General features: G+C 60.7%; 11 protein-coding genes. 9 read left to right on the top strand and 2 right to left on the bottom strand.

Going from position 1 to position 22,105, the window contains the following annotated elements; genetic code table 11:
- Window positions 1-63: 63 nt before the first annotated feature.
- From G1C94_RS01430 to G1C94_RS01415, 4 genes are all read left to right on the top strand, one after another.
- Window positions 64-687, top strand: coding sequence for an ECF transporter S component (locus G1C94_RS01430; RefSeq protein ID WP_172143985.1), 624 nt, complete (start codon window positions 64-66; stop codon window positions 685-687).
- Between the two features lie 30 nt (window positions 688-717).
- Window positions 718-3,198, top strand: a complete 2,481-nt coding sequence (locus tag G1C94_RS01425) for an ATP-binding cassette domain-containing protein (RefSeq protein ID WP_172143984.1) — start codon at window positions 718-720, stop codon at window positions 3,196-3,198.
- A 236-nt stretch (window positions 3,199-3,434) separates the two neighbouring features.
- On the top strand, window positions 3,435-7,709 hold the full coding sequence (locus G1C94_RS01420; RefSeq protein ID WP_172143983.1) for a BspA family leucine-rich repeat surface protein: 4,275 nt from the start codon (window positions 3,435-3,437) through the stop codon (window positions 7,707-7,709).
- Between the two features lie 223 nt (window positions 7,710-7,932).
- Complete coding sequence (locus tag G1C94_RS01415) at window positions 7,933-8,802, top strand: TrmH family RNA methyltransferase (RefSeq protein ID WP_172143981.1); 870 nt, start codon at window positions 7,933-7,935, stop codon at window positions 8,800-8,802.
- Here G1C94_RS01415 and brnA read toward each other — a convergent pair.
- Together brnA and G1C94_RS01405 are read right to left on the bottom strand one after the other, a co-directional pair.
- Window positions 8,788-9,066 carry a type II toxin-antitoxin system BrnA family antitoxin gene (gene brnA / locus G1C94_RS01410; RefSeq protein WP_172143979.1) on the bottom strand — a complete coding sequence of 93 codons (279 nt, stop codon included), beginning with the start codon at window positions 9,064-9,066 and terminating at the stop codon, window positions 8,788-8,790. The two genes, G1C94_RS01415 and brnA, sit on opposite strands and share 15 nt — an antisense overlap.
- The gene (locus G1C94_RS01405; protein WP_172143977.1) at window positions 9,050-9,316 is read right to left on the bottom strand and encodes a BrnT family toxin; all 267 of its coding nucleotides are present in this window, start codon (window positions 9,314-9,316) and stop codon (window positions 9,050-9,052) included. Before G1C94_RS01405 ends, brnA begins: the two co-directional genes overlap by 17 nt.
- A gap of 424 nt (window positions 9,317-9,740) precedes the next feature.
- On the opposite strand from G1C94_RS01405, the gene pheS reads away from it, so the two are divergent.
- From pheS to G1C94_RS01380, 5 genes are all read left to right on the top strand, one after another.
- Window positions 9,741-10,796 carry a phenylalanine--tRNA ligase subunit alpha gene (gene pheS, locus G1C94_RS01400; RefSeq protein ID WP_216656768.1) on the top strand — a complete coding sequence of 352 codons (1,056 nt, stop codon included), beginning with the start codon at window positions 9,741-9,743 and terminating at the stop codon, window positions 10,794-10,796.
- A gap of 6 nt (window positions 10,797-10,802) precedes the next feature.
- The gene (gene pheT / locus G1C94_RS01395; RefSeq protein ID WP_172143973.1) at window positions 10,803-13,412 is read left to right on the top strand and encodes a phenylalanine--tRNA ligase subunit beta; all 2,610 of its coding nucleotides are present in this window, start codon (window positions 10,803-10,805) and stop codon (window positions 13,410-13,412) included.
- Window positions 13,413-13,431: 19 nt separating this feature from the next.
- Window positions 13,432-14,091, top strand: a complete 660-nt coding sequence (locus tag G1C94_RS01390; RefSeq protein ID WP_172143971.1) for a DUF4190 domain-containing protein — start codon at window positions 13,432-13,434, stop codon at window positions 14,089-14,091.
- 214 nt (window positions 14,092-14,305) lie between these two features.
- Complete coding sequence (rpoB, locus tag G1C94_RS01385; RefSeq protein WP_172143969.1) at window positions 14,306-17,866, top strand: DNA-directed RNA polymerase subunit beta; 3,561 nt, start codon at window positions 14,306-14,308, stop codon at window positions 17,864-17,866.
- Between the two features lie 47 nt (window positions 17,867-17,913).
- The gene (locus tag G1C94_RS01380) at window positions 17,914-21,966 is read left to right on the top strand and encodes a DNA-directed RNA polymerase subunit beta' (protein WP_172143967.1); all 4,053 of its coding nucleotides are present in this window, start codon (window positions 17,914-17,916) and stop codon (window positions 21,964-21,966) included.
- Window positions 21,967-22,105: the final 139 nt, after the last annotated feature.

The raw sequence follows: 22,105 nt of genomic DNA, 5'->3' as shown, positions 1-22,105 counted from the left end.
TTCCCGTGCCTTATTTTATCCAGTCGGCGCAACCATGCCGACCCGAGAAGAAAGGCACTCATTATGTCTGCAACAATCACCGCACCCCTCGCCAAACCCATCCTCAAGTGGCGTGTCGTCGATATTGCCGTCGCTTCGGTGATCGGCGTCGTTTCGGCGCTGCTGTACTGGCTGATCGCAACGCTGACCTACGGCCCGTGGGATGTGCTTGAAGCCGTCATCCCCGGTTTCGCCGGCATCCTTAATGGCCTGTGGCTGTTCGCCGCGCCCCTGGGCGCGATCATCGTGCGCAAACCCGGCGCGGCCATCTATGCCGAAGTGGTGGCCGGCGTGCTTGAAGCATTGCTGGGCAACGCTTGGGGCGGTGCGCAAACCTTCCTGATGGCGCTGGTGCAGGGTGCATTTGCCGAACTGGCGTTCCTGATTTTCGTGTACAAGAAGTGGAATCTGCCCACGATGGTGCTCTCCGGCGCGCTGTCCGGCGTGGCTTGCTGGGGATACAGCTTCTTCACGCATCTGCAAGCCATCGACTTCGGTGGCTCCTATGGCGTTGTCTATCTCATCACCACCGTCGTTTCCGGCGCCGTGGTTGCCGGCGTGCTGATGTGGTTCCTGTATATCGGCATTGCGAAGACCGGCGCGCTCGACAAGTTTGTTTCCGGGCGCGAAGTGCGTGGCCTGAACTGACGGCCGAATACCAGACACAAGGATTGCGCCGTGCCTGAGACACCGACTAGCGCCGCCGCGTTGCATTTCGAGAACTGGGGTTATCGTCATGCGTCCCGCAAAGCGTTCAGCGTGCGTGGATTGAATCTCACCATTGAAGCAAGGCAGCGGGTGTTGCTGCTCGGGGCCTCGGGCGTCGGCAAATCCACTATCTTAGAGGGCGCGACCGGCTTGCTGGGCGCCGGTGTGCCCCGAGCGGGCGAAGACGATGATTCCGCCATCATCGATGAGGATGGCGGCACCACCGAGGGTCGCGTGCTGGTCGACGATGTGCCTGCGACCAGCGCACATGGCCGTGTCGGCTTGGTGCTGCAGGATCCGGATGCACAGGCTGTCTTTCAGCGACTGGGCGACAATGTCGCCTTTGGCCCGGAGAACATGAACGTGCCACGCGATCAGATTTGGCCGCGCGTGGAGCAAAGCCTTGCCGCAGTGGGATTGCAGGGCGTGCAACTGCATCGTTCGGTGATGCATTTGAGCGGCGGGCAGATGCAGCGGCTGGCGTTGGCCGGGGCGTTGGCAATGCAGCCCGGCATATTGTTGCTGGACGAGCCGACCGCCAATCTCGATCCTGATGGCGTGACCCAGGTGGTGCGCGCTGTGCGCGAGGTTTTGGACGAGCGTCGTTCGACCATGGTGCTTGTGGAGCACCGCGCGGAGCCGTGGATTGATATGGTCGATCGCGTTGTGGTGCTGGGTTCCGCGCCTGATATGCAAGTCGTTTCAGAAGGCGATACCGACGATGATAATGGCGGTGACGTGCCACGGCACACAGTGGTGCTGGCCGACGGCACACCCGACGAAGTCTTTACGAATCCCGACTTGGATTTCGCCGAGCTGGGCATTTGGGTGCCGGAACGCTATATGCGCGAGGAATATCGCATTCGGCGCATTCATACCGACGGCGAACCGGCATATTCCGCGCGGGACGGCATCGGAGAACCGGTGTTGTCCACGCGGCGTCTGGCGATCGGCAGAGGCGGGCAGGCCATCGCCTCCGACATCGAACTGAGTTTCAAGCAGGGGCAGATCACCGCCTTGGTTGGAGCCAACGGCGCGGGCAAATCCACTTTGTCGTTGACACTGGCCGGATTGCTGGAGCCGGTTGACGGCGAAGTGGTCGCCTCCCAACAACTGGCCGAGGGCGCGCGTGGGAACCACCCACACGAATGGAAATCCACCGAACTTGCCTCGCGCATCTCCTATGTATTCCAGAATCCCGAGCATCAGTTCGCGCGCGGTAGTGTGCTTGAGGAAGTGATGCTGGGGCCATTGCGCACCGGCGTGGGGGAGCAGGAAGCCAAGCGTCGCGCCCGCGCGTTGCTTGAGCGTTTCAATCTGTTGCGTTATGAGAATGCGAATCCCTATACGCTCTCGGGCGGCGAGAAGCGACGGTTGACGGTGGCCGCGGCCTTGGCGGCGGCACCGCGCGTGCTGATCTTGGACGAACCGACTTTCGGCCAGGATCGCTGTACGTGGATGCAGATGGTCAGGCTCATCCACGATCTTCGCGGCGACGGGGTGAGCATCATCGTGGTGACGCACGACCGTGAACTCGTCGCGGCGCTGGGCGCGCGCGTCGTGGAATTGTTGCCGGCACAGGCGGTGGAAACGTGGGGGCAGAGCCGGCTTGGCGAAGATTGTGCCGATGTGTTGGACAGTGTGGTGCCGGTCACCGAAGTCAACACGCGCGCCGAGGAGGCGAAGCCGTCGAGCCATTCCGCGCAGCTCGCCTCGCTGAACCCGGCATACCGCCTGATTGGCGGATTGCTGGTGTCGTTGCCTATGCTCCTGAGTTTGGATTGGCTCTCCGCCGCCACGGCGGTGGCTATAGAGTTCGTGATTCTTGCGCTGATTGGGATATCGCCGTGGCGGGCCGTCAAGTCTACATGGCCGATTTTCATCGGCGCGCCCAGCTCCGCTCTGGCTGTTCTTCTGTACGGCAAGTCCGGCGGGGATGTGTGGTGGCAGTGGGGCTGGATGAATGTCACCGACCGTTCCGCCGAGCTCGCCTTGGCGACGGCATTGCGCATCCTCGCCATCGGTGTGCCCGCGATTATCGCGGTGTTGGGCATTGACGCGACCGACTTGGCGGATGCTTTCAGCCAGATATTGCACTTGCCCGACCGCTTCGTCTACGGCGGTTTGGCCGGCATGCGCCTGTTCTCCGTATTGCGGGACGACTGGGCGGCTTTGACGGCCTCGCGCCGTTCGCGCGGTTTGGGTGACGACAACAAGTTCCGCGCGTTCATGCCGCAGTGCTTCGCGCTGCTGGTGCTGTCGATCCGTCGCTCCACCATGTTGGCCACGGCAATGGAGGCACGCGGTTTCGGCGGCGGCCCGCGCAGTCACGCACGCATCAGCGCGGTACGCACCCGCGATTGGGCATATCTGGCTGTGTGCTTGGCAGTGCCGTTAGTGTCCCTTGCCATCGCCCTCGCATACGGCACCTTCTCATTCTTCGGCAATTAAGACAACAGCGCACCGGAGTTTTGCCGGCCTTGCCGAAAGGGCGTGTCCCAGTCTAGGGGGGGCGGCGTAGTCTTGGGGCTGATTCTCCCCGTGCGCTGTTGCGGGCGGCACGCGCCGATGCGTTCGCCGGGACGGCATGGGAATGCCTGTTCTTTGTGCGGTTTGCCGGCACGGGGTGTTGGATTTTCGCTTCCCTGCGGGAAACGAGTGAGATTGTGCGAAGGAGTTGGATGACGATGAAGCGTGTATCTTCCAAGGCATCGACTGTATGTCGTGGCATATTGGCGAGGACGTTGGCGTTCCTCTTGACGGTGGCCATGATGGCCGTATTGTGCCCCACGGGGGTCATGCCTGCCCAAGCCGAGACGGCCGAGACGGCTGATTTTGCCGAGATTGCCGAGCCGGCTCAAGTTGAGGTGGTTGAGCCGACTCAAGTCGAGGCGGCTGATCCGGTTCAAACCGGGACGGGGTCGGGCATGTTGCTCAATGCCATTACGAGCAATGCTGCTGGCTCCAGACAGCTCACTGGCGTTATCGTCGGTGCCGATATCGACAAGACCAAGGTTCGCACCATCAAGTTCGAGAAAACCAAACCCTCTGAGTCCAGCGAAAAGACCTGTTGGAACGCTGGCGCGGGCAACAGTGGCAGCACTGGCGTCGGCGATTCCGGCACGGCGGATGATTCCGTGTATGCTTGCGCGACCAAAACCACCGATGGCATGTGGGATGTGGTGTATGGCGCGAACGGCGTATATCCCAAGTTCCCAGGCAATTCGTCCAGTCTGTTCAAAGGTTTCAGCGGGCTTACCGGCTTCGTCGGCCTCGATCAGATTGACACGTCCAACGTGACGGACATGTCCGCCATGTTCTATGAGTGCTCGTCGTTGGAATCGTTGACGTTGTCGTCGAATTTCGTTACGTCGAGCGTGAAGAGCATGTACTGCATGTTCTATAACTGCTCCAAGTTGCCGTCGTTGACGTTGCCATCGAATTTTGACACGTCGAACGTGACGGACATGTCTTACATGTTCACTGGCTGTTTGAAGTTGGTGTCGTTGGATGCGTCGAGTTTCAAGACGTCGAACGTGACGAATATGTCTTACATGTTCGCTGGTTGTTCGTCGTTGTCGTCGTTGACGTTGTCGTCGAATTTCGATACGTCGAACGTGACGGACATGTCTTACATGTTCGGTGGCTGTTCGAAGTTGGTGTTGTTGGATGTGTCGAGTTTCAAGACGTCGAAGGTGATGAATATGTCTTACATGTTTGGTGACTGTTCGTCGTTGTCGTCGTTGACGTTGCCGTCGAGTTTTGATACGTCGAGCGTGACGAATATGTCTTACATGTTTGGTGACTGTTCGTCGTTGTCGTCGTTGACGTTGCCGTCGAGTTTTGTCACGTCAAGCGTGGAGAGCATGTATTGCATGTTCTATAACTGTTTGAAGTTGCCGTCGTTGGATGTATCGAGTTTCAAGACGTCGAAGGTGACGGATATGCGCTACATGTTTGCTGATTGTTCGTCGTTGTCGTCGTTGACGTTGCCGTCGAGTTTTGATACGTCGAGCGTGACGAGCATGGTCTGCATGTTTTCTGGTTGTTCGAAGTTGCCGTCGTTGGATGTGTCGAGTTTCGATACGTCAAAGGTGACGGACATGGATACCATGTTCGCTGATTGTTCGTCGTTGAAGTCGTTGAATCTGTCGAATTTTGTTACGTCGAGCGTGACGAATATGCGTCAGATGTTCGCTGATTGTTCGTCGTTGTCGTCGTTGACGTTGTCGTCGAGTTTCGATACGTCAAAGGTGACGGACATGGATACCATGTTTGGCGGTTGTTCGTCGTTGAAGTCGTTGAATCTGTCGAGTTTTGTTACGTCTAGCGTGACGAATATGCGTCAGATGTTCACTACTTGTTCGTCGTTGGAATCGTTGGATATACCGAAGTTCGACACGTTGAAGGTAACAGACATGGAGGCCATGTTCGCTGCTTGTTCGTCGTTGAAGTCGTTGAATCTGTCGAATTTTGACACGTCGAGCGTGACGAACATGGGCCAGATGTTCGCTGGTTGTTCGTCGTTGACATCGTTGGATTTGTCGAAGTTCAACACGGGGCTGGTGACGAACAGCGCTAACATGCTTGCAAGGCTTTACAAGCTTCAGGAGTTGAAGTTGGGCGCGAATTTCGAGCAGTCTGGTGCCGATTGCGGTCTTAAGGCTCCGTATGCGCCGGCGAAGACCGGTTACACGGCGACGGGCAAGTGGAAAGACACATCCACGGGTGGTGCGGCGTATGCTCCGTCCGCGGTTCCCTCGAGTACGGCGGCCACGTATGTTACGGATTATGCGCCGATTGCGTACAAGGTGTCGTTCAGATCGAACGGTGGCTCTGGCACGATGGGCGATCAGTCGTTCACGTATGATGCGGCTCAGAATCTGAGCGCGAACACGCTCACACGCACGGGCTATTCGTTCACTGGTTGGAATACAAAGGCGGACGGCAAGGGCACTGCGTATAAGGACAAGGAGTCGGTGAAGAACCTGACCGCGAAGGCCAATGATACGGTGACCCTGTATGCGCAGTGGAAGGCGAATGCGGGCACGAACACGAAGTACACGGTGAAGTTCAATGCGAACGGTGGCACCGGTTCGATGGCCAACCAGCAGTTCACGTACAACGTGGCGCAGAACCTGACCGCGAACGCGTTCAAGCGTACGGGTTATACGTTTGCTGGTTGGAACACGAGGGCTGATGGCAAGGGTACGGCTTATAAGGATAAGCAGTCGGTGAAGAACCTGACCGCTACGGCCAATGGCACGGTGACCCTGTATGCGCAGTGGACTGCGAATTCGTATACGGTGAAGTTCAATGCGAACAGTGGCTCCGGTTCGATGGCGGATCAGCGGTTCACGTACGATGCGGCTCAGAATCTGAGGGCGAATGCGTTTAAGCGCACGGGCTATTCGTTTGCTGGTTGGAATACGAAGGCTGATGGTAAGGGTACGGCTTATAAGGATAAGCAGTCGGTGAAGAACCTGACGGCGACGGCCAATGGCACGGTGACTTTGTATGCCCAGTGGACTGCGAATTCGTATACGGTGAAGTTCAATGCGAACAGTGGCTCCGGTTCGATGGCAAATCAGCGGTTCACGTACGATGCGGCTCAGAATCTGAGGGCGAATGCGTTTAAGCGCACGGGTTACACGTTTGCTGGTTGGAACACGAAGGCTGATGGCAAGGGTACGGCGTATAAGGATAAGCAGTCGGTGAAGAACCTGACGGCGACGGCCAATGGCACGGTGACCTTGTTTGCGCAGTGGAAGGCGAATGCGGACACGAACACGAATACGAAGTATACGGTGAAGTTCAATGCGAACGGCGGCACCGGTTCGATGGCCAACCAGCAGTTTACGTACAACGTGGCGCAGAACCTGACCGCGAACGCGTTCAAGCGCTCGGGTTACACGTTTGCTGGTTGGAATACGAGGGCTGATGGCAAGGGTACGGCGTATAAGGATAAGCAGTCGGTAAAGAATTTGACTGCGACGGCCAATGGCACGGTGACTTTGTATGCGCAGTGGACACGCTCGCAGTCGCAGTCGCAGGGTCGGATGGTTCGTTTGTCTGGCGATACGCGGTATGACACGATGAGCAGGATCGTTTCCCAGGCGTACACGGGCACTGCGAAGACGGTGATTGTGGCCAGTGGTGCGAATTATCCGGATGCGTTGTCTGCTTCTGGTTTGTCTGGTGTGTTGGATGCTCCGATTGTGTTGACTGATCCGAATGGTTTGTCTTCGCAGACTGCCGCGCAGCTCAAGCGGTTGAGGCCGTCGCGGATCATTATTGCGGGTGGTGCGAGTGCGGTGTCTGCGAATGTGGCTTCGCAGTTGAGGTCGTATGCGTCGAGTGTGACTCGTTTGGGTGGTCAGACGCGTTATGACACGTCGTATTTGCTTTATGAGCAGGGTGGCAAGTCGTGGGGTTCGACGGCGATTGTGGCGACTGGTGCCGGCTATGCGGATGCGTTGAGTGTGAGTTCGTATGCGTATGCGGGTAAGGCTCCGGTGTTCCTGTGCGACCCGGCTACCGGTTTGACTGCCAAGCAGCGCACTGCGCTGAGCAAGTTTAAGCGTGTGGTTGTGGTTGGTGGTGTGCAGGCTGTGCCCGCCAAGTACGTCTCCGGTCTGCCGGGAGTTACCCGTTTGGCTGGTCAGACGCGGTATGAGACGAGTGTGAATATCGCCAAGTGGACTCAGAAGAACGGCTTGGGCATGGATGGCGTGGTGTATGCGCGTGGCGACGATTACCCGGATGCGTTGGTCTCCGGCCCGTTGGCGGGTCGTAACAAGGCGCCGGTCTTGCTGGTGTCTGGCGGGGATAATTCGGCTGTGTCGTACTCGGCCGGTTTCAAGGGCAAGGTGAGCAAGGCCTATGTGGCTGGTGGCACCGCGGCCGTGAGCAAGGACACCGCCAACGCCCCGGCTGACGCCCTGGGCGTCAGCCGCCCGTAACCGCCTTGGGTTCCGGTTGCTATGGACAGCACAGTGTGCCGTCCATAGCAACCAACCGGGCGCGGTAGCGTCGCGAGCGTCGCATAAGACGTCGGGGGCTGTCAGCCTTAGGCTGACTGAGGGCGGTCCCGCCAAACACGTGCTTGGAGGGACCGTCCTCAGTCATGGCTGTGCCGTGACGCCTCCCGCCAGCGGGAGGTTACTCGTTTAGTATGCTGGGGGCATGCCCATGAACGCCCAATTGCTTGATAATGCTAAGTCCGACCGTGTGCGTCGGTTGGCAGACCTCACCCGCGCCAAAGGCCGGCGCAAAGCCGGTCGATTCCTGATCGAGGGACCACAGTCGGTGCGCGAGGCCGTGCGGTATCGCGCCGATGCGGTGTCGGATATCTATGTTGCTTCGGACGGGCAAGCGGGTGCCTCCGATGTATTGGAACGAATTATCCAAGAGGCGTTGCAGGCCGATAATGTGTATGTGCATCGTGCCACGCGCGAAGTGATGGATCACATCAGCACCGATGCCCAAGGCATTCTTGCCGTGGGGGAGCTCGATGCCATGCGTGCCGTTCAAACAAGGCTCGCGCTCACGCAAGGCTCGCGTATCGCCGCGTTCTGGCAGGTGCGCGACCCGGGCAACGCCGGCACGGTGATTCGTGCCGCCGACGCCGCCGGTTGCGACGCGGTGGTGTTCGTCGACGATTGCGTCGACATGTTCAATCCCAAGGTGATTCGCTCCACCGCCGGCTCATTGTTCCATCTGCCCGTGCTGACGGTGGGCACCGATGAGTTCTTCGCCATGATGGGGGAGCGGGGCCTTGGCGTATGGGCCGCCGACGTGTATGGCACTGAAACGCGCAAACCGGAAAGCCTGCCGGACGTGCTCGCTCGGCTGCGCGCCAATCCGACATCAGACGGCAACAGTTATGCAATGCTCTTCGGCAACGAGGCCCGCGGCCTGAGCGCCGACGTGCTCGCCCAGTGCCAGCGCATCATCTCCATCCCCCTCTACGGCAAAGCCGAATCCCTGAACCTCGCCACCTCCGCCGCCATCCTCCTCATGAGCCTGACCATGGCAAGTTCAGTTGCTTCCTGAGTTCACAAGCTCCGTGTTGCGTTGGCGGTCCTCGTCTCGCGCGCGATCGGCGAGCCAGACATTGACCACTGCATTGCGGCTGACCGCCAGTGTCTTTGCCTCGGAGTCGAGGCGTTCGATCAGCCACTCCGGCAGTGTGAGGTTCACTTTGCGTGTGCGCACGGCCTCCATGCGCACGGGGTGTTCCATGTCGAAGTATTCGCTCACATCCTCGCCATTGTCAAAAGCCTGATCGATATCTGTTGCCTTAACTGTTGCGTTCATATGTTGCCTCCTCTGTTGTTCGTGACCGACGTACCGAGATGATGCGTGTACGCCCGCCCCGAAGTGTGACGATAGCTGTCCAATGCTTGCCGTCGATGACACCGAGCACCAAGCTGCGATGGTCGTCGGTGCCGGGCTTCGTGTCGAACCACAGCGTTGGTGAATCCCAGAGCCGTTGGGCCTCATCGAAGTCAATGCCATGCTTGGCAAGGTTGGACAAACTCTTGTATGGGTCATATTCAAACTCCATTATACTCCTTTCTTATACCTAATGTGTATTTATTGAATACCTGTTTTGTGTAGATTGGTATGGGTGCCAAGACGACGTTGCCTTTGGCTGTTCATACGGTATGGGTGCGGGGTGTGCCAACGCAAGCTGTAGGGGGAATGTGGTCGAAGCCCCCGGGAATCTTCACAATTAGTGGGACATGGATGATTAGCTCTCGCCATATCTTCGAGCGAGGCTGGGGCGTGTTGTCATTGATGACGTAAAGACTTGGCCCAAGCGGCCCGGAGCGGTGTCATCGATGACAACACGCCCCAGCCTCGCGGTCAGCCATGATTCGTTGAATGTTCTCGGTCGAGTAGGCGTGGAAGAATGGCTGTTCGGTAAAGTGCTTGGAAACGCTATTGTTTCGAGGGAATAGAACGAAAGGCAAGTCGTGGCAGAGGGTATGGTATTCGACGCCCAAGCGGTGAGCGATGCGGTCGCCGAAGGTATCGCCAAAATCCAAAACGCCTCCAGCATGGAGGAACTGAAAGCCATCAAGGCGCAATACGCAGGCGGCGATTCGGCCATGACCCAGGCCAGCAAGGCCATCGGCTCCCTGCCTGCCGACCAGAAGAAGGAAGCCGGCAAGCTCATGGGCAAACTGCGCGCCGACTTCGGCCGCGCTTACGGCCCCAAGGAAAATGAGCTCAAGGCCGCCGAAGAAGCCGCCGCGCTCGCCGCCGAAACCGTGGACATGACGTTGCCCGTCAACCGCAAGCCCTTGGGCGCGCGTCACCCGCTGGCCAAGCTGATGGAAGATGTCGAGGACTTCTTCGTCTCGATGGGCTGGCAGATTTCCACCGGCCCCGAAGTGGAAAGCGAATGGTATAACTTTGACGCGCTGAACTTCGGCCCCGACCATCCGGCCCGCCAGATGCAAGATACCTTCTACGTCAAGGGCAACCAGGCCAAAGACGCCGCCGGCTTCGTCGGAAGCAACATGGTGGTGCGTACGCAAACCTCGTCCGACCAAGTGCGCGCCCTGCTCACACGCGGCGTGCCGCTGTATATCGCCAGCCCCGGCCGTGTGTTCCGCACCGACGAACTCGACGCCACGCACACCCCGGTGTTCCACCAGTGCGAGGCGCTCGCCGTCGACAGGAACCTCACCATGGCCGATCTGAAGGGCGTGCTCGACAAGCTCGCCGTTGCCATGTTCGGCCCCGAGGCCAAGACGCGCCTTCGCCCCAGCTACTTCCCGTTTACCGAGCCGAGCGCCGAACTCGACCTGTGGTTCCCCGACAAGAAGGGCGGCCCCGGCTGGCTCGAATGGGGCGGTTGCGGCATGGTGAACCCGAATGTCCTGAAGTCCGCCGGCCTCGACCCGGAGGAATACACCGGTTTTGCGTTCGGTGTGGGAATGGAACGCACGCTGCTGCTGCGCAGTGACATCAACGATATGCACGACCTGGTCGAAGGTGACGTGCGTTTCGCCGAACAGTTTGTGATGGGGGAGTGATTGCCAATGCCTATGGTTGATATCGATTGGCTCAAGGATCACGTCGAGGTGCCTGAGGGTCTGACGTATGAACAGCTTGCCAAGGATTTGGTGAAGGTCGGCCTGGAAGAGGAGGAGATCCACACCTCGCAGGTCACCGGCCCGATCGTGGTCGGCTACGTGGTGGACGCCACGCCCGAGCCGCAGAAGAACGGCAAAACCATCAACTGGTGCCATGTGGACGTGGGCGAGCAATACAACGAGACCGACGAGAACGGCAACAAGGTGCCGCGCGGCATCGTGTGCGGCGCGCCGAACATGGCCGCCGGCGAGAAAGTGGTCGTCACGCTTCCGGGCGCGGTGTTGCCCGGCGATTTCAAAATCGAGCCGCGCAAGACCTACGGCCACATCTCCAACGGCATGTGCGCCTCCGAGCGCGAGCTGGGGTTGGGCGACGACCACAACGGCATCATCCTGCTGCGTCACTATGGTTTCACCGAAGCGGAATACGAGGCGTTGAAGCCCGGCGACGACGCGATGCATCTGCTGCATCTCAATCAGCCGCTGCTGGAAATCAACATCACGCCGGATCGCGGCTACACGCTGTCGTATCGCGGCGTGGCGCGCGAATACCATCATTCCACCGGCGCGCAGTTCGTCGACCCGGCCGAAACGTTGAACGAGAAAGCACCGACCGCGATTGCCGAGGGTGCCGGTGCCGCAACCGACATCGAGGTGTGCATCGAGGACGACAATCCGATTCACGGTGTGCCCGGTTGCGACCGTTATTACGCGCGCGCCGTGCGCAGTTTCGACCCGTCCGCCCGCACCCCCAGCTGGATGCGCCGCCGTCTGATTCGCGCGGGCATGCGTTCGATTTCCCTGGCTGTGGATGTCACCAATTACGTGATGCTCGACCTTGGCCAGCCCATGCACGCCTACGATTTGGACAAGCTCGAAGGCCCGATTGTGGTGCGTCGCGCCAAAGCAGGCGAAAAACTCACCACGCTGGACGGCAAGGAGCATGCGTTAAGCGAAGAGGATCTGCTCATCACCGATTCACCGAACGGCGAGCGTTCCTCGCGCATCCTCGGCTTGGCTGGCGTGATGGGCGGCCTGTATGGCGAAGTTACCGCCGAAACGAAGAACATTCTGCTGGAGGCCGCGCATTTCGATCAGGTGTCGATTGCGCGTTCCTCCCGCCGCCACAAGATCCCCTCCGAAGCGTCCCGTCGCTTCGAGCGCGGTGTGGATAACCAGCTGCAGCCCGCCGCCGCCGAAATGTGCGCCGAACTCATGGCGAAATACGGCAACGGCGAACCCAGCGAAACCCCTGCGGATGTCAACCGCACGGCTCACCGCCCGGCCATCCATTTCAAGGCGAGCGAGGTGGCGCGCGTGGCCGGTCTCGACACTGACGTGAACACCATCTCCGACATCCTCACCGACATTGGTTGCATGGTGGCTGGCGGCGGCAATGGCGAGTTTTCCGTCACCGCGCCTTCTTGGCGCCCCGATTTGAACGAGCCGTGCGATTTGGTCGAAGAGATCGCCCGTTTGGTGGGCTACGACGAGATTCCCGTGCACGTGCCCCCCGCACCGGTCGAGGGCGAGGTCGGTTTGACGGCCGACCAGTTGCGCCGCCGCCGTGTGGCCGACGAACTGGCCGAATACGGCATGGTGGAAGCGCTGAGCTATCCCTTCGTCGGTGACGAGGATTACAAGGCGTTTGGCTACGATCCCGAGGCCGTCAAGCGCGTGAGCGTCGAGATCGCCAATCCTCTGTATGGCGATCGGCCTTACTTGCGCCGCGAGGTGTTGCTTACGCTTGCCACCACTGTGCAGCGCAATATTCGTCGCGGCTTGGAGAACGTGTCGCTGTACGAGCTGGGGCATGTCTATCTGTGGGATCCGGCTGCTCCCGCGATTCCGGCTTTGCCTGGCGGGGTGAAGCCTACGGACGAGCAGCTCGCCGCGCTCGACGCCGGCCTTCCCGACCAGCCCGAGCATGTGGCCGGCATTCTCACCGGCTTGGCTGAACACTCCGGTTGGATGGGCGGCAAGCGCGAGGTCGATTGGTCGGATGCCGTCGAAGCGGTGCACCGCATCGCCGATCGGCTTGGTGCCGCCATCGAGCTGAACCAGCCTGCTGCCGCACAGGTGCCCGCGCAGTGGCATCCCGGGCGTTTCGCCTATGTGGATGCGGCCGGCAAGCATGTTGGCATGGTGGGCGAGTTCCATCCGCATGTGAACGAGGCGCTGGGCTTGCCCGCGCATTCCGCCGCATTCGAACTGAACCTGACCGACCTGTTCGCCACGTTGGACGGCAATCCGGTGCAAGCCAAGCCGATCTCCACGTTCCCGCCCGTCAAGCAGGATCTCGCCTTCACGGTGGACAGCACGGTGAGCGCGGGTCAGCTGGAGAGCGTCGTGCGCGAAGCGGCCGGCCAGGATTTGGAATCCATCGAACTGTTCGATGTATTCACCGGCGAGCAGGTGGGCGAAGGCAAGAAGTCGCTGGCCTTCGCGGTGGTGTTCCGTTCGCCTTCGAAGACCTTAGGTTCCGACGACAGCGAGGCGATTCGCGCCCGCATCGTCGAGGCGGCTGGCCGTTTGGGTGCGCAGTTGCGCGCATAAGCTAAGTAGCGGAAAGGCAATGATGGACGACGCTCAACGTGACGGCTCGCCGCAGCAGCAACCCGAATACGGCCAGTTCAAGCAACCCGAATACGGTGCCATGGCCGGCCAATACCCCGGCTATGACCCGTACCTGTACGGCAAGTCGGAGGGCGAAGAGACGGATGCCACGAACGCCCAGCAGTCCGCATGGAATGCGCCGAATGCCCAGCCGGCAGTCAACGGGCAATCCGGGCTCAATGGTCAGGTGCCCATACCTAATGGACAGCCCGTCAATGGCCAACCCGTGAACGGCCAGCCAAACAACCCATACCCCAACGGCCCATGGCAGCAGCAGGGCCAGCTCCAGCCAATCAATCTGGACGACCCCAACCAGAACCCGCTGTATGGCCGCTGGGATCCCTATGCGATTGTCGCTTTCGTCTGCTCGGTGGCGTTCTCACTGCCCCTGCTCCCCGCGTTGATTGGCGGCTTGGCGATTTGGCGCACCAAAACCTTCCATATGAAGGGGCGCGGCCTGGCCATCGCAGCCGTCATCATCAACATCCTCACCACCATCCTGCAAATCTGGATGTGGGTCAACGGCATCTCCGTCTTCGACCTGTACTCTCAGCTGTACAGTTCCATGTATGGCTCCGGCTCCGGTTCCTCCGGCAATTCCGGCACCTTTTCCGCCTGACGCCTAGGGGGTATTCTTCGATACACTCGTGGCCGATTCCACGTGGCTCGCAAGCAAAGTCCGCTATGCGGTGTACTCTGCTGACTTTGCGTGAGGTGTGTCATATTGCGGGCATGCCGCTACAAGGAAGAGCGCCCGCATAGGCATATGGTGGCCATGCCGGCGTTTCCTTCAGGAACAGTTACGTACATAAGCGAGCGATAAGGAACGTCCATTGGCTGAGGCTAAGACGAACACCACCATGACCAACGCACGCGCCGACAGCCACGACATCGAGCTGCACAAGGCGTCGGATCGCGTGAACTTCGGTTCCATCAAGGAACCCATCGATGTGCCCTACCTGCTGGGCGTGCAGACCGACAGCTTCGATTGGCTGATCGGCGCCGACCGCTGGAAGCAGCGCGTCGAAGAAGACGAGAAGAACGGCACCATCACCACGCCGCATATCTCCGGCCTCGATGAGGTCTTCAACGAAATCTCCCCGATTGAGAACTTCGCGCAGACCATGTCGCTGACCTTCTCCGATCCGTACTTCGAGGAACCGCGCCACACGGTGCAGGAGTGCAAGGAGAAGGATTACACCTACTCCGCGCCGCTGTATGTCAACGCCGAATTCGAGAACGGCGAAACCGGCGAAATCAAGTCCCAGACGGTGTTCATGGGCGACTTCCCGCTGCAGACCCCGCACGGCACCTTCATCATCGGCGGCACCGAGCGTGTGATCGTCTCGCAGCTGGTGCGTTCGCCGGGCGTCTACTTTGATCGCCAGCAGGATCGCAATTCCGATAAGGATGTCTTCGGCGCGAAGATCATCCCGAGCCGCGGTGCCTGGCTGGAATTCGAGATCGACAAGAAGGACCAGCCGCAGGTGCGCGTGGATCGCAAGCGCAAGCAGTCCGCCATCGTGTTCCTCATGGCCATCGGCATGACCAAGTCCGAAATCGCCAAGGCGTTCAAGGACTATCCGCTGGTGCTTGACGCCCTTGAAAAGGAGACCATCCAGACTCAGGACGAGGCGCTGGTCGATCTGTACCGCAAGATCCGTCCGGCCGATACCCCCACTCCCGAAGCCGGCAAGAACCTGCTCGATTCCTTCTATTTCAACACCAAGCGTTACGACTTGGCTCGCGTGGGTCGCTACAAGATCGACCGCAAGCTGGGCTTGGAAACCGATATCAACGATCGCTCGCTGTCGCACGACGACATTGTGGCCACAATCAAGTATCTGGTCAACCTGCACGACGGCAAGTCCACTTTCTCGGGCATGCGCGACGGCAAGGAGGTCGATCTGCGCGTGGACGTGGACGATATCGACCACTTCGGCAACCGCCGCATCCGTCAGGTCGGCGAGCTGATTCAGAACCAGCTGCGCACCGGCCTGAGCCGCATGGAGCGCGTGGTGCGCGAACGCATGACCACCCAGGACGCCGAGGCCATCACCCCGCAGTCCCTGATCAACATCCGCCCGGTGAACGCCACCATCAAGGAGTTCTTCGGCACTTCCCAGCTGAGCCAGTTCATGGATCAGAACAACCCGCTGTCGGGCGTGACGAACAAGCGCCGTCTCTCCGCGCTGGGCCCCGGTGGTCTGTCGCGCGACCGCGCCTCGATGGAAGTGCGCGACGTGCACCCGTCCCACTTCGGCCGCATGTGCCCGATCGAGTCCCCTGAAGGCCCGAACATCGGTCTGATCGGCTCTCTGGCCACCTTTGGCCGCGTGAATCCGTTCGGCTTCATCGAGACGCCGTACCGCAAGGTAGTGGACGGCCATGTGACCGACGAAGTTGAATACATGACCGCCGACAGGGATCTCGACCACGTGATTGCCCAGGCCAACCAGGAGCTTGACAGCAAGGGCAACTTCGTCAAGTCCGAAGCCCTTGCCCGCGTGGGTGAGGAAGAGGCCGTCGATGTGCCGGTCAGCCAGGTCGACTACATGGATGTTTCCCCGCGTCAGATGACGTCGCTGGGTGCCTCGCTGATTCCGTTCCTGGAGCACGACGAGGGCCACCGCGCACTGATGGGCACCAACATGCAGCGCCAGGCCGTGCCGCTGATCGAATCCGAGCGCCCGCTAGTGGGCACCGGTTCCGAATGGCGCGCCGCGAACGATTCCGGTGATGTCATCATTGCCGAGAAGGACGGCGTGGTCACCTACGTGTCCGCCGACATGATCCGCGTGATGAACGACGACGGCACCACCAACTCCTACAAGCTGGCCAAGTTCCAGCGTTCCAACCAGACCACCTGCTACAACCAGCGTCCGCTCATCCACGATGGCGAGCGTGTCGAGGCAGGCAGCGTCTTGGCCGACGGCCCGGCCATCGAAAAGGGCGAGTTGGCCCTCGGCAAGAACCTGCTTATCGCGTTCATGCCTTGGAACGGCTACAACTACGAGGACGCCGTCATCCTCTCGCAGCGCCTTGTGCAGGACGACACCCTGAGCTCCATCCACATCGAGGAATACGAGATCGACGCGCGCGAAACCAAGCTGGGCGCCGAAGAGATCACCCGCGACCTGCCGAACGTCGGCGAGGACGCGGTGGCCAACCTCGACGAGCGCGGCATCATCCGCATCGGTGCCGAGGTCGAAGCCGGCGACATCTTGGTGGGCAAGGTCACCCCGAAGGGCGAAACCGAGCTGACGCCGGAAGAGCGCCTGCTGCGCGCCATCTTTGGCGAAAAGAGCCGCGAGGTGCGCGACACCTCGCTGCGCGTGCCCCACGGCGAGACCGGCACCGTTATCGGCATCAAGGAGATCACCCGCGAGGATGCCGAGGAGGACGGCGACGAGCTGCCCAACGGCGTCAACCAGATGATTCGCGTGTATATCGCCCAGCACCGCAAGATCACGGTGGGCGACAAGCTCTCCGGTCGACACGGCAACAAGGGCTGCATCTCGCGCATCCTGCCCGAAGAGGACATGCCGTTCCTAGCGGACGGCACCCCGGTCGACATCATGTTGAACCCGCTGGGCGTGCCTTCGCGAATGAACTTGGGCCAGGTGCTGGAACTGCACCTCGGCTGGATCGCCCACGCCGGCTGGGACATTTCCCTCGACCCGAATGTGGAGGCCAAGTGGAAGAAGCTTGTGCCGCAGGGTGCCGAGAAGGCCGAGCCGGGCACCCCGGTGGCCACCCCGGTGTTCGATGGCGTCAAGCCCGATGTCATCAAGGGGCTGCTGTCCACCACGCTGCCGAACCGCGACGGCGACCGTCTGGTCGGCTCCGATGGCAAGGCCACGCTGTATGACGGCCGCACCGGCGAACCGTTCTCTCGTCCGATTTCGGTGGGCTACATGTACATGCTCAAGCTTCACCACCTCGTGGACGACAAGATCCACGCGCGTTCCACCGGCCCGTACTCGATGATCACCCAGCAGCCGTTGGGCGGCAAGGCCCAGTTCGGCGGCCAGCGCTTCGGCGAGATGGAGGTGTGGGCCCTTGAGGCCTACGGTGCCGCCTACACGCTGCACGAGATGATGACCACCAAGTCCGATGACGTCGACGGCCGCGTCCGCGTCTACGGTGCCATCGTCAAGGGCGAGAACCTGCCGCCGGCAGGCATCCCCGAGTCCTTCAAGGTGCTGTTGAAGGAAATGCAGTCCCTGTCCCTGAACGTCGAAGTGCTCAACGCCGAAGGCGTGGCCATCGACATGAAGGACGAAGAGGACGATCCCGTCAGCGCTTCCGACGACCTCGGCTTCAACATCGGCGCCCGCCCGGACGCGGCCGCCAAGGAAGACCAGAGCGTCAGCGAACCCGAATACCAGTGATAGCGCGACAATAGCGAACGGAAGATACGGAAGATAAGGACAACACAGTGCTGGACGTCAACGCATTTGACAAGCTGAGGATCGGCCTGGCCACCGCGGACGATATTCGCGGCTGGAGCCACGGCGAGGTCAAGAAGCCTGAAACCATCAACTACCGCACCCTGAAGCCCGAGAAGGACGGTCTGTTCGGCGAGCAGATCTTCGGTCCGACCCGCGACTGGGAGTGCGCCTGCGGCAAATACAAGCGCGTGCGCTTCAAGGGCATCGTGTGCGAACGATGCGGCGTGGAAGTCACCCGCTCCCGTGTGCGTCGTGAACGCATGGGCCATATCGAGCTGGCCGCCCCGGTGACGCACATCTGGTTCTTCAAGGGTGTGCCTTCGCGCTTGGGCTACATGCTCAACGTGACTCCCAAGGAGCTGGAGAAGGTCATTTATTTCGCCTCCTACATGGTCACCGCCGTCAACGAGGAGCAGCGCCATCAGGATCTGCCCGACCTGCAGGACGAGTTCGACAACGACATCTCCATCTTCGAAAAGCGCCGCGATAACGAAATCGAAGAGCGCGCCAAGAAGGTCGAATCCGATCTGGCCGAGCTTGAGTCCGAAGGCGACGCCAAGGGCAGCGCCAAGGCCAAGCTGCGCAACTCCGCCGAGCGCGAAATGGCGGCCATCCGCCAACGCTACGACGATCAGATCGCGCGTGTGACCGCCGTGTTCGACAGGTTCAAGAAGCTCAGCCCGGGCGATATCATCGACGACGTGGATCTGTGGCGCGAAATGCAGGATCGTTACGAGGATTACTTCGAAGGGTCCATGGGTGCCGAGGCCATCAAGAAGCGCTTGCAGTCGCTTGACCTCAAATCCATCGCCGCCGAGCTCAAGGAGGAAATCAAGGAAGCCTCCGAGCAGCGCAAGACCAAGGCCCTGAAGCGCCTGAAGGTCGTCAACGCCTTCCTGACCACCGGCAACAAGCCGGAGTCCATGGTGCTCGACGTCATTCCGGTCATTCCGCCGGATCTGCGCCCGATGGTTCAGCTCGACGGCGGCCGTTTCGCCACCTCCGATCTGAACGACCTGTATCGTCGCGTGATCAACCGCAACAACCGTCTGAAGCGACTGATCGAACTCGGCGCTCCCGAGATCATGCTCAACAACGAGAAGCGCATGCTGCAGGAAGCCGTCGATTCGCTGTTCGACAATGGCCGCCGCGGCCGTCCGGTCACCGGTGCCTCGAACCGCCCGCTGAAGTCCCTGAGCGACATGCTCAAGGGCAAGCAGGGCCGCTTCCGTCAGAACCTGCTCGGCAAGCGTGTGGATTACTCGGGCCGTTCGGTGATCGTGGTCGGCCCCGAACTGCGCATGCACCAGTGCGGTCTGCCCAAGCCGATGGCTCTGGAGCTGTTCAAGCCGTTCGTCATCAAGCGTCTGGTGGATCAGGGCTTTGCGCAGAACATGAAGAGCGCCAAGCGTTTGGTCGATCGTGGCGACTCCGAGGTGTGGGGCGTGCTCGAAGAGGTCATCTCCGAGCATCCGGTGCTGCTGAACCGTGCGCCTACGCTGCACCGTCTGGGCATCCAGGCCTTCGAGCCGATTCTGGTGGAAGGCAAGGCCATTCACCTGCCGCCGCTGGCTTGCGCCGCCTTCAACGCCGACTTCGACGGCGACCAGATGGCAGTGCACCTGCCGCTGAGCGCCGAGGCCCAGGCCGAAGCCCGCTCGCTGATGATGGCCTCCGACAATATCTTGAAGCCCGCCGACGGCCACACCGTCACCATGCCGAGCCAGGATATGATTCTGGGCCTGTATTACCTGTCCACCGTCGCCGAGGGCGCGAAGGGCCAGGGTCGCATATTCTCGTCGCTGGCCGAGGCCGAAATGGCGCTCGACCTGCATGAGATCGACATGCAGGCCAAGGTGCTCATCCGCATGCCCGCCGACTTCGTGTTGCCGGAAGGCTGGGAGCCGGGCGAGATCAAGGTCGTTGACCCGAACGGGCGTGACGATCTCGATGTCGTCAAGGAAGAGCGTTTCCAGGACGGCACCGTGCTGTTCGCCACATCCTATGGCCGCGTGCTGTTCAACGAGACGCTGCCCGTCGACTATCCGTTCGTCAACGAACCGGTCGGCAAGAAGCAGCTGTCCAAGATCGTCGATGACATCGCCACGCGCTATTCCACCGCGCAGGTGGCCGCCTCGCTGGACGCCCTGAAGGACATGGGCTTCACCCGCGCGCCGTGGTCCGGTGTCTCGTTCGCGTTCTCCGACGTTATCGAGCCGGCGGAGCGCGACAAGTACATCACCAAGTACGAGGACGAGGCCGCCAAGGTCAACGAAAACTACGAGATGGGCTTGATGACGGAGGACGAACGCCGTCAGGAGCTCGTCGATCTGTGGACCAAGTGCACCGCCGAGGTGTCCGAAGCCGTCGAGAAGGACTTCGACCCGGCGAACAACCTCGCCATCATCGTGCAGTCCGGCGCACGAGGCAACATGATGCAGATCAACCAGATCGCCGGCATGCGAGGCCTCGTGGCCAACCCGAAGGGCGAGATCATCCCCCGACCGGTGAAGTCCAACTACCGCGACGGCCTGTCGGTGCTGGAGTACTTCATCTCCCAGCACGGTGCCCGCAAGGGTCTGGCCGATACCGCACTTCGTACCGCCGAATCGGGCTACTTGACCCGTCGTCTGGTGGACGTCTCCCAGGACGTCATCGTGCGCGAAGAGGACTGCGGCACCACCGCGGGCATTGACGTGCGCGTGGCCGAGCGTGATGCCGACGGCAATTTCGTGCTCGTCAAGAATGCTGACGGCGGCCCCTACTCCCGTCTGCTCGCTGAAGATGTGCTCGACCCGAAGTCCAAGACGGAGAAGACGCTGTACAAGCGCGGCGACGCACTGTCGATGGCTGTGCTGGACGACTTGGTTGCCCACGGCGTCGAGTTCGTCAAGTGCCGTTCCGTGCTGTCGTGCGAGTCGAAGCGCGGCGTGTGCGCCAAGTGCTACGGCTGGTCGATGGCCACCAACAAGCTGGTGGATGTCGGCGAAACCGTCGGCATCGTGGCCGCCCAGTCCATCGGCGAGCCTGGTACCCAGCTGACGCTGCGTTCCTTCCACTCCGGTGGCGTCGCTTCGGCCTCCGATATCACCCAGGGTCTGCCCCGTGTCACCGAGTTGTTCGAAGCTCGTACGCCGAAGGGCGAATCCCCGATTGTCGAGTTCGCCGGCACCGTCAAGGTCAGCGAGAATGATCGCGGCCGTCAGGTGATTCTCACCCCGGATTCCGATTCCGGCGCTCCCGCGGAGAATGGCGAAATCAAGCCGATCACCTACATGGTGTCGCGCCGCGTGCCGCTGCTGGTCAAGGACGGCGAGCACGTTGCCGCCGGCACCCAGCTGGTCGAGGGTTCCGTCGATCCGAAGAAGATCCTGCGTGTGCTCAACAAGCGCGCCGCTCAGATGAACATCGTGGAAGAGGTGCACAACGTGTACCGCTCCCAGGGCGTGGATATTCACGACAAGCACATCGAGGTCATCGTGCACCAGATGAGCCGCCGCATCACCGTGATCGACTCCGGCGACACCGAGCTGCTGCCGGGCGAGCTGGTTGATCAGCAGCAGTTCCGCGCGGTGAACAAGGCCGCCGTCAAGGAAGGCAAGAAACCCGCCGTGGGCCGTCAGGAGCTCATGGGCATCACCAAGGCGTCGCTGGCCACCGATTCGTGGCTGTCCGCCGCGTCCTTCCAGGAGACGACCCGCGTGCTCACCGACGCCGCGCTGAATGCGAAGGTCGACGACCTGAAGGGCCTGAAGGAGAATGTCATCATCGGCAAGCTCATCCCGGCAGGCACCGGTTTGGCCCGCTACCGCAACGCGGTGGTCGAGCCCGACAAGGCCATCCGCGACACCATCTATCCGAACTTCGGCCTTGGTGGTGACATTGGCAGTGAAGGTGCCGACTTCGGCGAAGGCGACATGGGCGATGTGGACTTCTCCCACATCGACTTCGGCGATCTGAAGCTCGGCGACGATTTCAACCCGGATGACTTCCTCAACGACGAAGGCGGCACCGCCGGCTTCGGTGAGGACATCGACTGACACGCCAAGGCTAGCGTCTGACTAACAATTCGGCCCGGAACCCTTGAAAGGTTCCGGGCCGAATCATTGATGAATCCACAAAGACAGTGGTTCTTCGTTGCGGTTTGGCGACTCTAGTGGGACTTTGCAATCATGGCAG

Origin of the sequence: Bifidobacterium panos (genome assembly GCF_012932445.1) — a bacterium.
Classification (GTDB): domain Bacteria; phylum Actinomycetota; class Actinomycetes; order Actinomycetales; family Bifidobacteriaceae; genus Bifidobacterium; species Bifidobacterium panos.
Note: the sequence above shows the minus strand (reverse complement) of the source record. Positions and strands in the feature narration are given on the sequence as shown.